We start from the raw sequence: 14,132 nt of genomic DNA, 5'->3' as shown, positions 1-14,132 counted from the left end.
TCCCGGCTCAGTCGTCTTGTGGTGCCTCGCACCTCTTGCTATCACGCACACCTGATTGAGCAAGTTGGGACCTGACCATGCGCGCCGAAACCCAGAATATTGTGGCGGAAATCGAAAAGTCGCTAGAGCTGCTGGCGCAGCGCATGGACTATGAAACAGCGCCGCACCGGTTGGAGGAATTCAACGCGCGTGTTGAAGATCCGAACCTGTGGGACAATCCTGAGAACGCGCAGAAATTGATGCGCGAACGGCAGTTGCTGGTCGACGCCATCGAGACCTACGAATCCATCAAGACTGATCTCAGCGACAATATTGAGCTGATCGAACTGGGCGAGATGGAAGAGGACGAAGAGGTCGTGACCGACGCCGAAGAAGCGATCAAAAAGCTGCAGACCAAGGCCGCAAAGAAAGAGCTTGAGGCGCTGCTTGATGGCGAGGCGGACGGCAATGATACCTTCCTTGAGATCAACTCGGGCGCGGGCGGTACGGAAAGCTGCGACTGGGCCTCGATGCTGGCGCGGATGTATGTCCGCTGGGCCGAGAAAAAGGGCTATACGGTCGAACTGCAATCCGAGACAGCGGGGGAAGAGGCGGGGATCAAGTCCGCCGCCTACAAGATCACTGGCCACAACGCCTATGGCTGGTTGAAATCGGAAAGTGGCGTGCACCGTCTGGTGCGTATCTCTCCGTTCGACTCGGCGGCCAAGCGTCATACCTCGTTCAGTTCGGTCTGGGTTTATCCTGTGGTGGATGACAACATCGAGATTGAGGTGAACCCGGCCGATATCCGCGTAGATACCTATCGTTCGTCCGGTGCCGGTGGTCAGCACGTGAACACCACCGACTCGGCGGTTCGGATTACGCATATTCCAACCGGAATCGTGGTGACCAGTTCCGAGAAATCGCAGCACCAGAACCGAGATATTGCCATGAAGGCGCTCAAGTCCCGCCTGTACCAGCAAGAACTGGATCGCAGAAACGCCGAGATCAACGCCGCCCACGAAGCCAAGGGTGATGCGGGCTGGGGCAACCAGATCCGGTCTTACGTGCTGCAGCCCTATCAGATGGTCAAAGACTTGCGGACCAATCACGAGACATCGGACACCAAGGGTGTGCTGGATGGTGATCTGGATGGTTTCATGGCGGCGACACTGGCCCTGAATGTCTCGGGCAAAAGCCGGTCCGAGGCACAGGGCGACGGCTAATTGCGGCAGTCCCTGACCTCGGCTGTGAACCTGATCAAGGGCCACTGGCAATTGATCGCAATTGTCGCGTTGGTGTTTGTGTTCTGGAACACGATGCTGGTGCTTCCGTTGAAAATCCTGGTTGTGTTCCTGCATGAGCTTTCGCATGCCGGTGCCATTATCCTGACCGGTGGTTCGGTTGAAAGTTTCTCGGTCTCTCCACAACAAGGTGGCCTGGTTATTGGCCGAGGAGGCAATCGGTTTGTCAGTCTGTCAGCGGGATATCTTGGGTCCTTGATGCTTGGGATGGGCCTGCTGATGATCGCCCTGCGCACCAATGCCGATCGGGCTGCGCTTGGTCTCTTTGGGGGAGTCATGCTGATTGTTGCGCTCCTGTATATCCGGGAACCGTTTGCCATGGCGTTCAGCGCGGGCTGTGGAGCGGTGATGCTGGCCACCGCGTGGTTCCTGAACCGCAACCTGTGTGATCTGATTCTACGGGTCATCGGGCTGACCAGCATGATCTACGTTCCGTTTGACATTTTCGATGACACGATCCGACGCGCGGGATTGCGATCAGATGCATATATGCTGGCTGAAGAATTCGGCGGAACCACCATGATGTGGGGCGGGTTGTGGCTGGTGCTTAGTCTGGTGATGATCGTCTTTGGTCTGAAGAATGTGCTGGGCCGCAATAGCAATGTGCGGATCGACCTCAGGATCAGATGATGCGCGCTCTTGCGCCGCTCTTCTTCGCGAAATTCTAAAAAGATACATTTAAACAGTGGCTTTAAATGGTCCGAGCACGTCGCTAGGCTGATGACGAGCAGCCAAAGGACCAACCCGCATGGATTTGACCAGAGCATCCGCGACGGACATTCTTGACGCCTTGTCCCGCCGACAGCTTTCAGCTGCAGAACTGATGCGCGCGACGCTGGATCGGATCGCCCAGGTGAACGGTGAGATAAACGCGATTGTCGCGCTGCGGGATGAAGACGCTTTGATGGCCGAGGCGCGGGCGGCGGATGCCGCGTCACCTCGCGGCGCGCTGCACGGGTTGCCGATAGCGGTGAAAGATCTGGTAAATGTGGCAGGGATCACTTCGACGCAGGGTTCGCCATTGTTCAAGGATCATGTGCCGCAAACTGACGATCTACTGGCCGCCCGGCTAAGGGCTGCTGGGGCAATTCTGATCGGTAAGACCAACACGCCGGAATTCGGACTGGGTTCGCACACATTCAATCCTGTCTATGGTGCAACACGCAACCCTTATGATCCCACGAAAACCTGTGGAGGTTCGTCGGGCGGTGCAGCAGTGGCGTTGGCGACGGGAATGCTGGCGCTGGCGGACGGCTCGGACATGATGGGCAGCCTGCGCAACCCGGCCGCATGGAACAACGTATACGGGTTCAGGCCAAGTTGGGGGCGCGTTCCGTCTGAGCCAGTGGGGGACAGTTATCTGCATCAGCTTTCAACACTGGGGCCTATGGCGCGCAGCCCCGAAGACATCGGGCTATTGCTTGACGTCATATCCGGCCCTGATTCAAGGATGCCTTTAAGCACAGAGGTCGAGCGCGTGTTGCCCGTTCAAGCGGCTGATCTGACAGGGCTGCGCATAGGCTGGTTGGGCGATTGGGGTGGGGCGTTTCCGTGCGAAGAGGGTATCCTCGCGCTATGCCGCGATGCGTTGCACGTTTTCGAAGAACGCGGTGCGCGCGTTAAGGCGCTTGCCCCCCCGTTTGACGCGGACCTGATCTGGGACAGTTGGATTACTCTGCGCTCCTGGTCAGTGGCCGCAGGGTTGGAGCCTTTGGCCAAGAAGAAATCATCACTCAAAGACACCGCGCAATGGGAGTTGGAGCGCGGCCTGGCGCTCAGCGCGATGGATGTGCACCGGGCCAGTGTGAACCGGTCTGACTGGCACAAGCGGGCGGTGGAGCTTTTCGAAGACTATGACGCCTTGGTGTTGCCCGCAGCGCAGGTCTGGCCGTTCGAGCTCGAAACGCCGTACCCAACCGAAATCAAGGGGCAGGGGATGGATACCTACCATCGCTGGATGCAGGTCGTGACACCCGTTAGCCTTTTAGGGTTGCCCTGTCTGGGTGCGCCTGTCGGTTTTGGACCACAAGGGCTGCCAATGGGAATGCAGCTGTTCGGTCCGCGTGGTGCAGATGCGCGGATCTTGTCGATTGGGGCGGCATATCATTCTGCAACGCTTTGGCCTCAGAAACGACCCGCCATGTAGAACAACCGCCCGGGAGGAGAAAACAAGAATGGACAAACCCTTTGGTGTGCCGACGCTGAAACCCGTTGATACCGCGATGCTGAAAGAGGCACTGCGTCGAGCGTGGCAGGATTATCGCCGCGCGCCGCTTTTTGGGCTTCTGTTTGCGGGCTTCTATGTGCTGGCCGGGTGGCTGATGGCGTGGGTCACGCTGCAGACGGGAACGTCGTTCTGGCTGGTTTTGGCCGCGATCGGCTTTCCCCTGATCGGGCCGTTTGCTGCCGTGGGATTATATGAGGTCTCGCACCGGCTGGAACAGGGAGAGCCGTTGAATCCCGGTGCGATCTTCGGCGTGGTCATACAGCAAAGCCGAAGGCAACTGCCGTCGATCTGCGCCATTATCGTGGTGATCTTTCTGTTCTGGTTCTTTCTGGGCCACATGATCTTTGCCCTGTTCATGGGGCTGTCGACGATGACCAATATTTCAACATCATTTGAGGTGTTCCTGACCACGAATGGGCTGAGCATGTTGGTACTGGGCACACTGGTCGGGGCCGTATTTGCAATCATTCTGTACATGATCACCGTGCTGTCGATTCCTATGCTGCTGGATCGTGAGCTGGATTTTGTGACCGCGATGATCACCAGCTTTGCCTATGTCAAAGCGAACATGGGTGTGATGCTGGCGTGGGGGGCCTTCATCGCGATCATCACTTTTTTGGCGATGATCCCTTGGTTCCTGGGTCTGTTTATCGTCCTGCCTTTGCTGGGGCATGCCAGCTGGCATCTTTATCGCTTGATCTTGGACAACGATCCGTCCGGGGCTGCTCAGCCGACACCCTCTTAAATCTGTCCGTCTAAGTCAGGCCCTGATGAATTGTGCGCCTTTCGGGCCGATTGCAGTGCTGCGGACAAATCATGCCCAAGGTGATGCAGCGTAAGCCGTCTTACATCGGATCCACTGCCACCGGCCAACCGATACACATAACCCGACCATTCCTGAGGTGCCCATTCAGGCGGAAGGTTCAGAACCATCATTCTGCAATCCTGTGCGCCGGGCCGGGACATCAATGCGCAGACTTGTCCGCCGATGTGAGAAACGATGCCCTGAACCTCACGCATGGGCGCGGAGCATTTCGGCATATGCGACAAGGGTTCATAGCTGCGCAGCAAGGTGCAATGCCGAATGCGGCGCATAAACAGTAGCCGGTGAAGTGTTGGTTCGCGTCGGTTTGGTGAGGCCTCAGCGGCGTGATAAAATCCGGTCGCCATAGTTTTTTCTGACCCGGTGACGAGAAATCGATCGATGATTTCTGATGCGGGATGAGCGGCGACCGGTTCTATTTCATCCAAAGGTTTCAGCAGGATACGCGCGTCGATATCGAAGAATCGACACATCCGGTCCAGCACATCCGGCCTGGGAAAACTTTCACCTGACAGATAGCGATTAAACTGAGTTCGATTGATACCCAATTGGCGGCAAAGCTCTGAAACCGACCGATAACTGTTTGCGAGCTGCCTAAGGTTGGCTCCGAACATGCTGCGCAATTCTGCGGGGCTGCGATTGATGTCGGTCACTTCTGTCCCAGATTTCCGTTTGTATCTTCAGCAAAAACAGGTTTGCGGCGGCACAGCGGCCGCGCAGTATTCAGAAATCGTAAAGTTGACCCCAACGGGCGCTGCAAAGCGCCTCGCTACGCGTCACAGGCTAGTCTGATGATAAGCAAAATCAATAGGCTTTCAGCCTATTTGCATGATCTTTTTCATGCTGTTGCTCATATTTGATGAACGCATTAAGCCTTTTTGAGGTTAGCAGGGCACAATGGCCAAGCAGGCCGCCGCCCCGAGAATGAATTCAGTCCCGGGGCGGAAATGGGGCTTAGTCACCGCGCAACAGGGCTGCAACTCCGGTACGGGCGATTTCAATCAAGCCAAGAGGGCGCATCAGATCGGCAAAGGCATCGATCTTGTCCGGTGCACCGGTGATCTCGAAGATGAACGAATTCAGCGTACTATCGACGACATTGGCCCGGAAAATGTCGGCCAGTCGCAGGGCTTCGACCCGTTTATCGCCTTCACCCACAACCTTTATGATCGCCAGCTCGCGCTCGACCGAAGCACCTTCGACGGTCAGATCATGCACGTCGCGGACCGACACGATGCGTCCAAGCTGCGCCTTGATCTGCTCGATCACTTGCGGGGTGCCGGTGGTGACGATGGTAATTCGGCTGAGATGCCCGGTATGGTCAACCTCAGCAACCGTTAGACTTTCAATATTATAGCCACGACCCGAGAACAGACCAATTACGCGGGCCAGAACCCCCGGTTCGTTTTCAACCAGCACCGCGATCGTGTGTTGTTCCTGCACGTCCGAGAATGTCGGGCGTAGGTTATATGCAGAATGGCGGGTGGAGCCTTTGACGATGTTTAGCGGAGTCATTGATAGACCTCATCTTGGATATAAGTTTCTTCGGGCTTTCGTAGCGCAGAGATCAGCGCTTGGAGGCAAACTACGCAAGCCAGTATTAGGATCGGGGCAAACACGAGGCGCAAAGACAATATCTCGGTCATCTTGAAAAGCACCATATGTGTTGCTGGTCCGATACCGATCCACATTGCGGCGGCCAGTACCAGACGCCATGGAGAAGTTGTCAGGACGCCAGCTCGAAGCAGGAACAATGCAACGATTGCAAGCAGCCCAGATTCATAGAACCAGAAGTACGGTGTAGACATGGAAATACCCAGAAAGAGCACCGCTACCCGCAAGTCAAAACCTACCCTTGGGCTGCGCCATGCAACGAAGACTGCAATTCCAGACAACACTGTCAAAGTCCATTGCATCGCAAGCGCGAGCGTTTCTGGCACACCTATGCTGGCCAGCAAGGAATAAGGGCTAAGCATGACCGTATTCAGGTGGATTGAGCTTCGTATCTCTTCAAAGTGAACGCCCATCATGTTGCGCATTTCGGTCCAATATTCGACGCCAACGACCAGAGTGGCCAGAACGGACAAGACCACCGTCGTGACCGTTGCTGATATGATCGTCTTCCACGCACCGCTTGCCAAAAGCGCAAGCGGTATGAGCAGGCCGAGTTGGGGTTTAAGCGTCAGCAATCCAATAAAGAACCCTGCTAGTACGAAGCGGTCGTTCTTTAGCGCCGCTAGTGCGGCCAGAAGGCCTGCTGCCCAAAGGGTTGTGGTCTGCCCCATATACAAGTTTGGCAACATGGCGGGGGAGAGTGCAAAAGCAAACCAAACCGGTACGATTCCGCAGGAAAATGGCCGCACAGCAAGAAACATCGCGACAATTGAAATCGCTGTGAAAATCGCCCAAGCCGGAGAAAACGACAATGCCCCGAGTGGTTGGAGTGCGACAAGGAATGAGGGAGGATAAGACCAAGGCATCCAATCGTCTTCCTTGGACGCTTCGTGTATTTCCGACAATCTGTCGATATCAAATGCCGCAAGCGGTTCGCCTAAATGCGCGAGGTGACCTGCAGCCCAGAACACCTTGAAATCAACGGATAACGCCATTTTTCCTTGATCAACAACGGCATACCAGCCTGTGCCGACCCAGAACAATATCAACGCTAGAACGAAGAGCGGAACCATGAGCCCCACTTGCCAACCGCGACGGCCGGTGAATATCGACAAATTCTCTTCCGGGCTCGAAGCTCTGGCTGAGAACTGACTGCTGAGATCACGCATGATCTAACCCTTTTTCATGTCACGTGCGGCGACCTTAGCTCCGGCATTTGACCTAGATGTGGCAAAGCGGTGCTCAAACGAGCACAGCTCCACCAGCTTGAATAACACCTTGCGTTTCGGCTTCGCCCAGCAGCATCTCATTGTGGGCCTTGCCCGATGGGATCATCGGGAAGCAATTCTCGTGCTTTTCGACCACGCAGTCGAAGATGACCGGACCGTCGTAATTGATCATCTCCATGATCGCGTCGTCCAGATCGGCCGGGTCGGAACACAGGATACCCTTGGCACCAAAGGCTTCAGCGAGCTTGACGAAATCAGGCAGGGCCTCGGACCACGAATGCGAATAGCGTTCGCCGTGCAGCAGTTCTTGCCATTGTCGTACCATTCCAAGCCGCTCGTTATTCAGAATGAACTGTTTCACGGGCAGGCGGTATTGCGCGGCCGTGCCCATTTCCTGCATGTTCATCAGCCACGAGGCCTCACCAGCCACGTTGATGACCAGTGCATCGGGATGTGCCATTTGCACACCGATCGAGGCGGGGAAACCATAGCCCATGGTGCCCAGCCCGCCCGAAGTCATCCAGCGGTTGGGGTCTTCAAAGCCCAGGTATTGCGCCGCCCACATCTGGTGTTGTCCAACCTCGGTCGTGACATAGCGGTCGTATTTCTTCGTCAGCTCTTCAAGCCGTTGCAGCGCGTATTGCGGCTTGATGGTCTTCTCGCTGTTTGTGAAGGCAAGGCAGTTGACGTTGCGCCATTCGTTAATCTGGTCTTGCCACTGCTTGATATTGGCAGCGTCTGTTTTGCGACCGCGTGCTTTCCAGACTTTCAGAATATCCTCAAGCACGTGGGCAACATCGCCAACTATTGGGATGTCGACACGGATAACTTTGTTGATCGACGAAGGGTCGATATCTACATGGGCTTTGATTGAGTTCGGCGAGAACGCATCGATCCGGCCGGTGATACGGTCATCAAATCGCGCGCCGATGTTAATCATCAGATCGCAATCATGCATCGCCATGTTGGCCTCGTAGAGCCCATGCATCCCAAGCATACCGATCCAGTTTTCGCCAGAGGCCGGATAGGCCCCAAGCCCCATCAGAGTCGAAGTGATCGGAAAGCCGGTTGCATCCACCAGTTCGCGCAGCAGCTGGCTGGCAGCTGGACCAGAATTGATAACGCCACCACCGGTATAGAAGACTGGCTTCTTTGCGGTCTCGATTGCTGCAACAAGCTCCGTGATTTCTTCCAGATCGCCCTTCAATACTGGCTGATAGTGAGAGGTCGACGGTTTTGGCGTCGTGTATTCACCCGAGGCGAACTGAACGTCTTTCGGAATGTCAACGAGCACGGGGCCGGGGCGACCGGAAGTGGCCACATGGAAGGCTTCGTGCATAGTTGCCGCCAGCGAGTCCGTATCCTTCACCAACCAGTTGTGCTTGGTGCAGGGGCGCGTGATGCCCACAGTGTCGGCTTCCTGAAAGGCGTCAGAGCCAATCATGAAGGTCGGAACCTGACCGGTCAGAACAACGATCGGAATTGAATCCAACAACGCATCGGTCAAGCCGGTCACGGCATTGGTCGCGCCAGGACCGGATGTGACCAAAGCAACGCCCGGCTTGCCGGTCGAGCGGGCATAGCCTTCGGCAGCATGTACCGCACCTTGCTCATGCCGTACCAGAATGTGACGGATGTCATTTTGCAGAAAGATCTCGTCATAGATCGGTAGGACGGCGCCACCGGGGTATCCGAATACCGTGTCCACGCCCTGATCCTTGAGGGCCTGAACCACCATCTTTGCGCCGGTCATCTCACGTGTCATCTGCTTTGCTCCGTTCGCGACATGTGTCTTGCGTGTTGCCAAAAAAAAGCCCCCGAGATTTTCGGAGGCGCATGGGTTCGATTATGGTTTACCGTTACCGGCCCATGCGCGTGTTTCCTACGATTACGACTAGCGCTTTCATCGCCAGAGGCTCCTTCTTTGCGTGCAGGGACATTATGGTTGAGGGGAAGGGGCGTCAACAGGCAAATACAAAAATATTGTAAGTCTGGGCTTGTGGGATTTGATATTTTGTTGCGCAAAATGACGCAGGTCGAGAAATATCCGCGAAAATTCGCCGTAAATTGGTGGGCGATCGGGTGATCAACAGTGGTCTGATTGCGTCAGGCCCATGTCTGAAACAGACCAGAGCAGCGCCCGATGCTGAGGCAGGCTGGTGAAAACAGCGCTAAATCGGGAGGTCAGACATGCTGCGCGATCTTGTGGATCTGGGGCGCTATCCGATCGATCGGCCTGATTCATACGGGTACAGGCAGCTGATCGCGGATCTGAGGCGGGACCTGAAAGTTGATGGATGCGCGGTCCTCCCCGGCTTTGTGCACGTAGATGGCCTTGGGAAACTGATCGCTGAGGCCGATCACGTCGCTCCCAAAGCCCATCGATCGTTCAATCGCACGAATGCCTATTTTACGCAGGATGATCCCAGTTACGGGATCGGTCATCCAATCCGACGGTTTTTTGACCGATCCAACGCCTTTGTTCCGGCTGACAACTTCCCTGTCACAAGCCCGCTGCGGCGTATTTATCAGTATGAAGGTTTCATGCCTTTCATCCGCACGGCTTTGAACGAGCCGGAGGATCGGTTCTTCCGATATGATGACCCGTTGGCGGATGTGATCATCAATGTGGTCGAGAAGGGAGGCGGCTTTCCGTGGCATTTTGACACCAATAATTACACCGTGACGCTGGCAATCCAGAATGGCGAGGAGGGCGGTGCATTCGAATACGCACCCAATCTGCGGACCAGTGAAGACGAGAATTTCAAAGGCGTCGCTGCGATTTTGGATGGCAGCAGGAGGGGCGTACACCAACTGGAACTGCAACCGGGCGACCTGCAGATTTTCAAGGGGCGCTATGCATTGCACCGGGTAGCGCCGGTTGAAGGACAACGGAAACGCTATGTTGGTATCTTTTCGTTTGTCGAAACCGAAGGCATGTGTGGTGGGGTGGAGCGGACCCGTCAACTCTATGGCCGTGTGCTGCCGCATCATTATGAGCGTGAAGGGTTGCGGGGTGATCAACTGCTTGACTGATATGTGCTAGTCTCGGGCCCGAGGTTGGAAGAGGGCTGTTTTGATGCAGATATTACAACTTACACCATTTGTCCTTTGTTCTTCTTTGGACGCGCAGATTGAGTTCTACACTCAGCGGCTTGGGTTTTCCTGCACATTCAGGCAGGACAATTATGCCTTCTTGCGCCGTGATCCTGTGGCGATCCGATTATTGGAATGTCCACCGCGTCAGGATGGGCGCGCATTGGGGGATGAGCAGTCGTTTTATGTTGACGTCAAAGGAATCGACAGCCTGTTCGAAAGCCTGCGCCCCGGGTTGGAGGAGCTGCCTGAAGGGCGGGTGCGCCCGCCATTCGATCAGCCGTATCAGCAGCGCGAATTTCATGTCCTCGATGAAGACGGGACTTTGGTGTTCTTTGGTGAAGATATCAGTGAACGCGGCAGCGGGTAGTGCTCCCGCCCGACTTCAATGTGCCGTTGGCACATCTCCTTCGGTTGGGCCGGGCAGCGCGTTTCGCGCTGCGGTCATAGCCCGGGGCTGGTGCCCTGCAGGACGCCATGCTCCAGGGCATAGCGGGTCAAGCCGGCGGTGGAGGAGATGCCAAGTTTGCGCTTGATGTTCTTGCGATGCGTCTCAACTGTGCGCACCGAAATGTCCAGCGCCAGTGCCACCTCTTTGTTGGATTTACCTTGCGCCAATTCCAGCAGGATTGTCTGTTCCCGGCCGGTCAGCGCCTCGCGCGTGTTGCCGTCCTTGGGCTCCAGCGAGCCGCTGGCCCCGGTACAAAGATACCGCTCGCCCCGCATCACGGCATCGATGGCTTGCTTGATCTCTTCGGTGGGAACGTCCTTGAGGATATAGCCTTTGGCGCCGTGGCTGAGCGCGGTTGAGATGTATTCGGGACTGTCATGCATCGACAGGATCAGAACGCGGGTTTTGGGCAGGCGCTCTAAAATGATCTCGGTGGCGTTCAACCCGCTCAGGCCGGGCATGTTGAGATCCATCAGGATCACGTCCGGCTGCAGGTGGGTTGCTCGATCGATAGCTTCTTGTCCGTTGGAAAGTGTGCCGACAACTTCGATCTCATCATAGCTTTCCAGCAGAGACTGAATGCCTTCGGCGACCATGGGGTGATCGTCGACAATAAGGACCCGGATGATTGAGTCGGACATCAGATACCGGCCTTTCGTTTTGGCGTTGGGTCTTCCTGCGGTGGCAGCATATGACTGAGCGGCAAGCTGACCTCAATCACGGTGCCGCTACGCCCGCCGCGCGATGAGAGGATGCGTAAAGTGCCGTCAAGCTGTTCGATCCGTTCCTGCATGTTGCGTAGCCCGATTCCGGTGCTGACATGGCCTGGTTCGTTCCGCAACCCGCGACCATTGTCCGTAATCCGCATCGTGGCGCCTTTCTTATGACCCCGCAGGTCAATGGTAACACGGGTTGCTCCCGAGTGGCGCTCGATATTGGTCAGGGCTTCCTGCGCAATACGGTAGAGGGCAATCTTGCTGTCTTGATCCAATCGGTTTCGGAACACCACGGTTGAGAAATCGGTTTCAATACCCGTGCGTTCACTGAAATCGTCGGTCAAAGCCTTGAGCGCTGGCCCAAGCCCCAGATCATCCAGAACACCCGGACGCAGGTCGCGGCTGATGCGGCGAACCTCGGTGATGGCGGTTGCCAGATTGTCGATACCTGTTTGCAATGGTTCCTGCGCCGACTCGTCATCCCCGCGGATCAGACGTCGTCGGGCGTTGTCCAGTGCATAGCGTACGCCAACCAGAATCTGGCTGATGCCGTCATGCAATTCGCGGGCGACGCGCCCGCGCTCTTCTTCCTGAGCGTCCAGTACCCGCTGTGTCAGTTCCTTAAGCTTGGCATCAGCTAGCCGCCGTTCGCGGAAGTTCAGCAACATGCCCGAGGCAAAGACGATTAGAACAGCGGCCAGAACAATGCCTCCGATATAAAGGAAGGTGCGCTGCACGCGCGCCTCAACCTCAGCCCGGGCATTGGCGACGGTGGCAACGATGTCATCGATGAACACACCCGTGCCCACCACCCAGCGCCAGTCCTGCAGGCCAACAACATAGGCGATCATCTGAGCCTCTTCACCGGTCGATGGTTTTTGCCACATAAAGCTGTGCCAGCCTGCGCCCTGTCGGGCGAGCGTGATGAACTCATCCACAATCGGGGTGCCATCGCTGTCGGTCAGATCGGCCCAGTTGCGATTGATGAATTCAGTCTGGCGCGGGCTGACGAGGTTGTTGCCGTCATAGTCATAGACAAAGAAGAACCCGTCCTTGCCGTAAATCATCGCCGACAGAATCTGGGTCACGAGGTTTTTTGCGATTTCGTCATCCGGGGAGGCGCGACCGTAAATATAGGCAAACCCGTTCCGCGCCTGGGTCACGTAATTACGCAGCTCTTCTTTTTTGGCTTCGATCAGGCGGCGCTCGAGCGCCTGTATCTCACTCTCGGCGGTCGCGCGCGATTCATAAGCGACCACCATTGCAATGGCCGCAACCGCTGCGATCAGCGGGATTGCGGCAACCAGCGACAGTTTTTGCGCATAGGTTAGCGAGATTAGGTTCCGGATTCCTCCCATGTTCGAATCGATACGCAAGCTGCCGGCAAATTGCAAAAAATTTGGAAGAACACAGTGCTCGGCCACAGTGATTTGGGCGCGAGCGGGTAAAATCAACCGGATTTGTGCTTTTGAATGTGGAAAAACCCGACTGGCTACGTAGTAGTAGGTATTCACATTCATGTGTGTGGAACTAGGCTAACGCGCACTAGAAACGATCGACCCGGCATCACCCGGGGAATGAATATGAAGGGGAGGATCACTCATATGGATCGTCGTAAGTTTCTGAAAACATCAGCACTGGGCGGCTCGGCCGCTGCAGCCACCACGCTGGCAGCGCCCGCCTATGCGCAAGGCAAGCGCACGCTGACTATGGTCACCTCGTGGGGCCGTGGCCTCGCAGGTGTGTTCGACAGCGCGCAGCGTTGCGCCGACAGCATTACCACAATGTCGGATGGCGACCTGAACGTTGAAATCAAAGCCGCTGGTGAACTGGTTGGTGCCTTTGAGGTGTTTGACGCGGTATCGTCCGGACAGGCCGATATGTACCACGCGGCAGACTACTACTTTGTGGGTCAGCACCCGGGCTATGCGTTCTTCACCGCTGTTCCGTTCGGCATGACCGCGCAGGAACTGGTGAACTGGTACTACCATGCCGGCGGCATGGAGCTGCATGATGAGCTGGGCGAAATCTTCGGCCTGAAATCCTTCCTGGCCGGTAACACTGGCGCGCAGGCAGGTGGCTGGTACTCGAAAGAGATCAACAGCCCCGAAGACTTTAACGGCCTGAAATTCCGCATGCCGGGTCTGGGTGGCAAGGCGCTGGGCAAACTGGGCGCATCCGTTCAGAACATTCCGGGTTCGGAAGTGTATCAGGCGCTGTCGTCCGGTGCTATTGACGGAACCGAGTGGATCGGTCCCTGGGCTGATGAAAAAGCGGGCTTCCAGGAAATCACCAAAACCTACTACACCGCGGGCTTCCATGAGCCGGGTGCGGGTCTGTCGCTGGCCACCAACCGCGAGGTTTATGACAGCCTGTCCGCCGCGCAGCAGAAGATCATCGAGATCGCAGCTGCCGAGTGCCACCAGTGGAACCTGGCACAATTCCTGGCCAACAACGGTGCAGCGCTGCAGCGTCTGCAGGCCGGTGGTGTTAAGGTCATGGAATTCCCGGACAGCGTTTGGGACGCGTTTGGCGCAGCCAGCCAAGAAGTTCTGGATGAAAACATGGGTGATGAGCTGTTCAAGCGCATTCACGACAGCGCCATGGAGTCGATGGCAGCATCGTCGGCATGGAACAACCTGTCGTCGGGTGTCTACACCTCGCAGCGTGACCGCGTACGCGGCTAAGCAATC

Annotated in this window: 13 protein-coding genes; 7 read left to right on the top strand and 6 right to left on the bottom strand. The window is 56.3% G+C overall.

Annotated elements, in window-relative coordinates; genetic code table 11:
* Positions 1–77 precede the first annotated feature (77 nt).
* From prfB to ACR0NE_RS07015, 4 genes are all read left to right on the top strand, one after another.
* Positions 78–1,205 carry a peptide chain release factor 2 gene (gene prfB / locus ACR0NE_RS07030; RefSeq protein ID WP_170512071.1) on the top strand — a complete coding sequence of 376 codons (1,128 nt, stop codon included), beginning with the start codon at positions 78–80 and terminating at the stop codon, positions 1,203–1,205.
* Complete coding sequence (locus ACR0NE_RS07025; RefSeq protein WP_223117911.1) at positions 1,206–1,913, top strand: M50 family metallopeptidase; 708 nt, start codon at positions 1,206–1,208, stop codon at positions 1,911–1,913. It abuts the gene before it with no gap.
* Positions 1,914–2,031: 118 nt separating this feature from the next.
* Positions 2,032–3,429 carry an amidase gene (locus tag ACR0NE_RS07020; RefSeq protein WP_170598092.1) on the top strand — a complete coding sequence of 466 codons (1,398 nt, stop codon included), beginning with the start codon at positions 2,032–2,034 and terminating at the stop codon, positions 3,427–3,429.
* Positions 3,430–3,457: 28 nt separating this feature from the next.
* On the top strand, positions 3,458–4,255 hold the full coding sequence (locus ACR0NE_RS07015; RefSeq protein WP_170598095.1) for a DUF2189 domain-containing protein: 798 nt from the start codon (positions 3,458–3,460) through the stop codon (positions 4,253–4,255).
* Here the strand turns inward: ACR0NE_RS07015 and ACR0NE_RS07010 are convergent.
* The 4 genes from ACR0NE_RS07010 to ACR0NE_RS06995 all read right to left on the bottom strand — a co-directional run bounded on the left by ACR0NE_RS07010 (position 4,252) and on the right by ACR0NE_RS06995 (position 8,941).
* On the bottom strand, positions 4,252–4,947 hold the full coding sequence (locus ACR0NE_RS07010) for a helix-turn-helix domain-containing protein (protein WP_170598194.1): 696 nt from the start codon (positions 4,945–4,947) through the stop codon (positions 4,252–4,254). The genes ACR0NE_RS07015 and ACR0NE_RS07010 overlap by 4 nt on opposite strands.
* 340 nt (positions 4,948–5,287) lie before the next feature.
* Positions 5,288–5,848, bottom strand: a complete 561-nt coding sequence (gene ilvN / locus ACR0NE_RS07005) for an acetolactate synthase small subunit (RefSeq protein ID WP_170396580.1) — start codon at positions 5,846–5,848, stop codon at positions 5,288–5,290.
* Positions 5,845–7,116 carry a glycosyltransferase family 87 protein gene (locus ACR0NE_RS07000; RefSeq protein WP_170598098.1) on the bottom strand — a complete coding sequence of 424 codons (1,272 nt, stop codon included), beginning with the start codon at positions 7,114–7,116 and terminating at the stop codon, positions 5,845–5,847. The genes ilvN and ACR0NE_RS07000 overlap by 4 nt, the downstream gene beginning before the upstream one ends.
* A 73-nt stretch (positions 7,117–7,189) precedes the next feature.
* Entirely contained in the window at positions 7,190–8,941 is a 1,752-nt protein-coding gene (locus ACR0NE_RS06995) for an acetolactate synthase 3 large subunit (protein ID WP_170598101.1), read from the bottom strand.
* Between the two features lie 425 nt (positions 8,942–9,366).
* Between ACR0NE_RS06995 and ACR0NE_RS06990 the strand changes: the two genes are divergently transcribed.
* Both ACR0NE_RS06990 and ACR0NE_RS06985 read left to right on the top strand, forming a co-directional pair.
* The gene (locus ACR0NE_RS06990; protein ID WP_170598103.1) at positions 9,367–10,212 is read left to right on the top strand and encodes a HalD/BesD family halogenase; all 846 of its coding nucleotides are present in this window, start codon (positions 9,367–9,369) and stop codon (positions 10,210–10,212) included.
* A 43-nt stretch (positions 10,213–10,255) separates the two neighbouring features.
* Positions 10,256–10,642, top strand: coding sequence for a bleomycin resistance protein (locus ACR0NE_RS06985; protein WP_255612071.1), 387 nt, complete (start codon positions 10,256–10,258; stop codon positions 10,640–10,642).
* A 74-nt stretch (positions 10,643–10,716) separates the two neighbouring features.
* On the opposite strand, the gene ACR0NE_RS06980 is transcribed toward ACR0NE_RS06985, so the two are convergent.
* Both ACR0NE_RS06980 and ACR0NE_RS06975 read right to left on the bottom strand, forming a co-directional pair.
* Complete coding sequence (locus ACR0NE_RS06980; RefSeq protein WP_170598115.1) at positions 10,717–11,364, bottom strand: response regulator transcription factor; 648 nt, start codon at positions 11,362–11,364, stop codon at positions 10,717–10,719.
* A complete protein-coding gene (locus ACR0NE_RS06975; protein ID WP_170396592.1) occupies positions 11,364–12,797 on the bottom strand; it encodes a cache domain-containing protein in 1,434 nt (477 codons plus the stop codon). The genes ACR0NE_RS06980 and ACR0NE_RS06975 overlap by 1 nt, the downstream gene beginning before the upstream one ends.
* Positions 12,798–13,043: 246 nt before the next feature.
* Here ACR0NE_RS06975 and ACR0NE_RS06970 point away from each other — a divergent pair, with 246 nt between their 5' ends.
* Positions 13,044–14,126, top strand: coding sequence for a TRAP transporter substrate-binding protein (locus ACR0NE_RS06970; protein ID WP_170396967.1), 1,083 nt, complete (start codon positions 13,044–13,046; stop codon positions 14,124–14,126).
* The last annotated feature ends 6 nt before the right edge of the window (positions 14,127–14,132 follow it).

Source organism: Ruegeria sp. C9 (assembly GCF_056537585.1).
The sequence above is the reverse complement of the archived record's forward strand: the minus strand, read 5'-3'. Positions and strand labels throughout refer to the sequence as shown.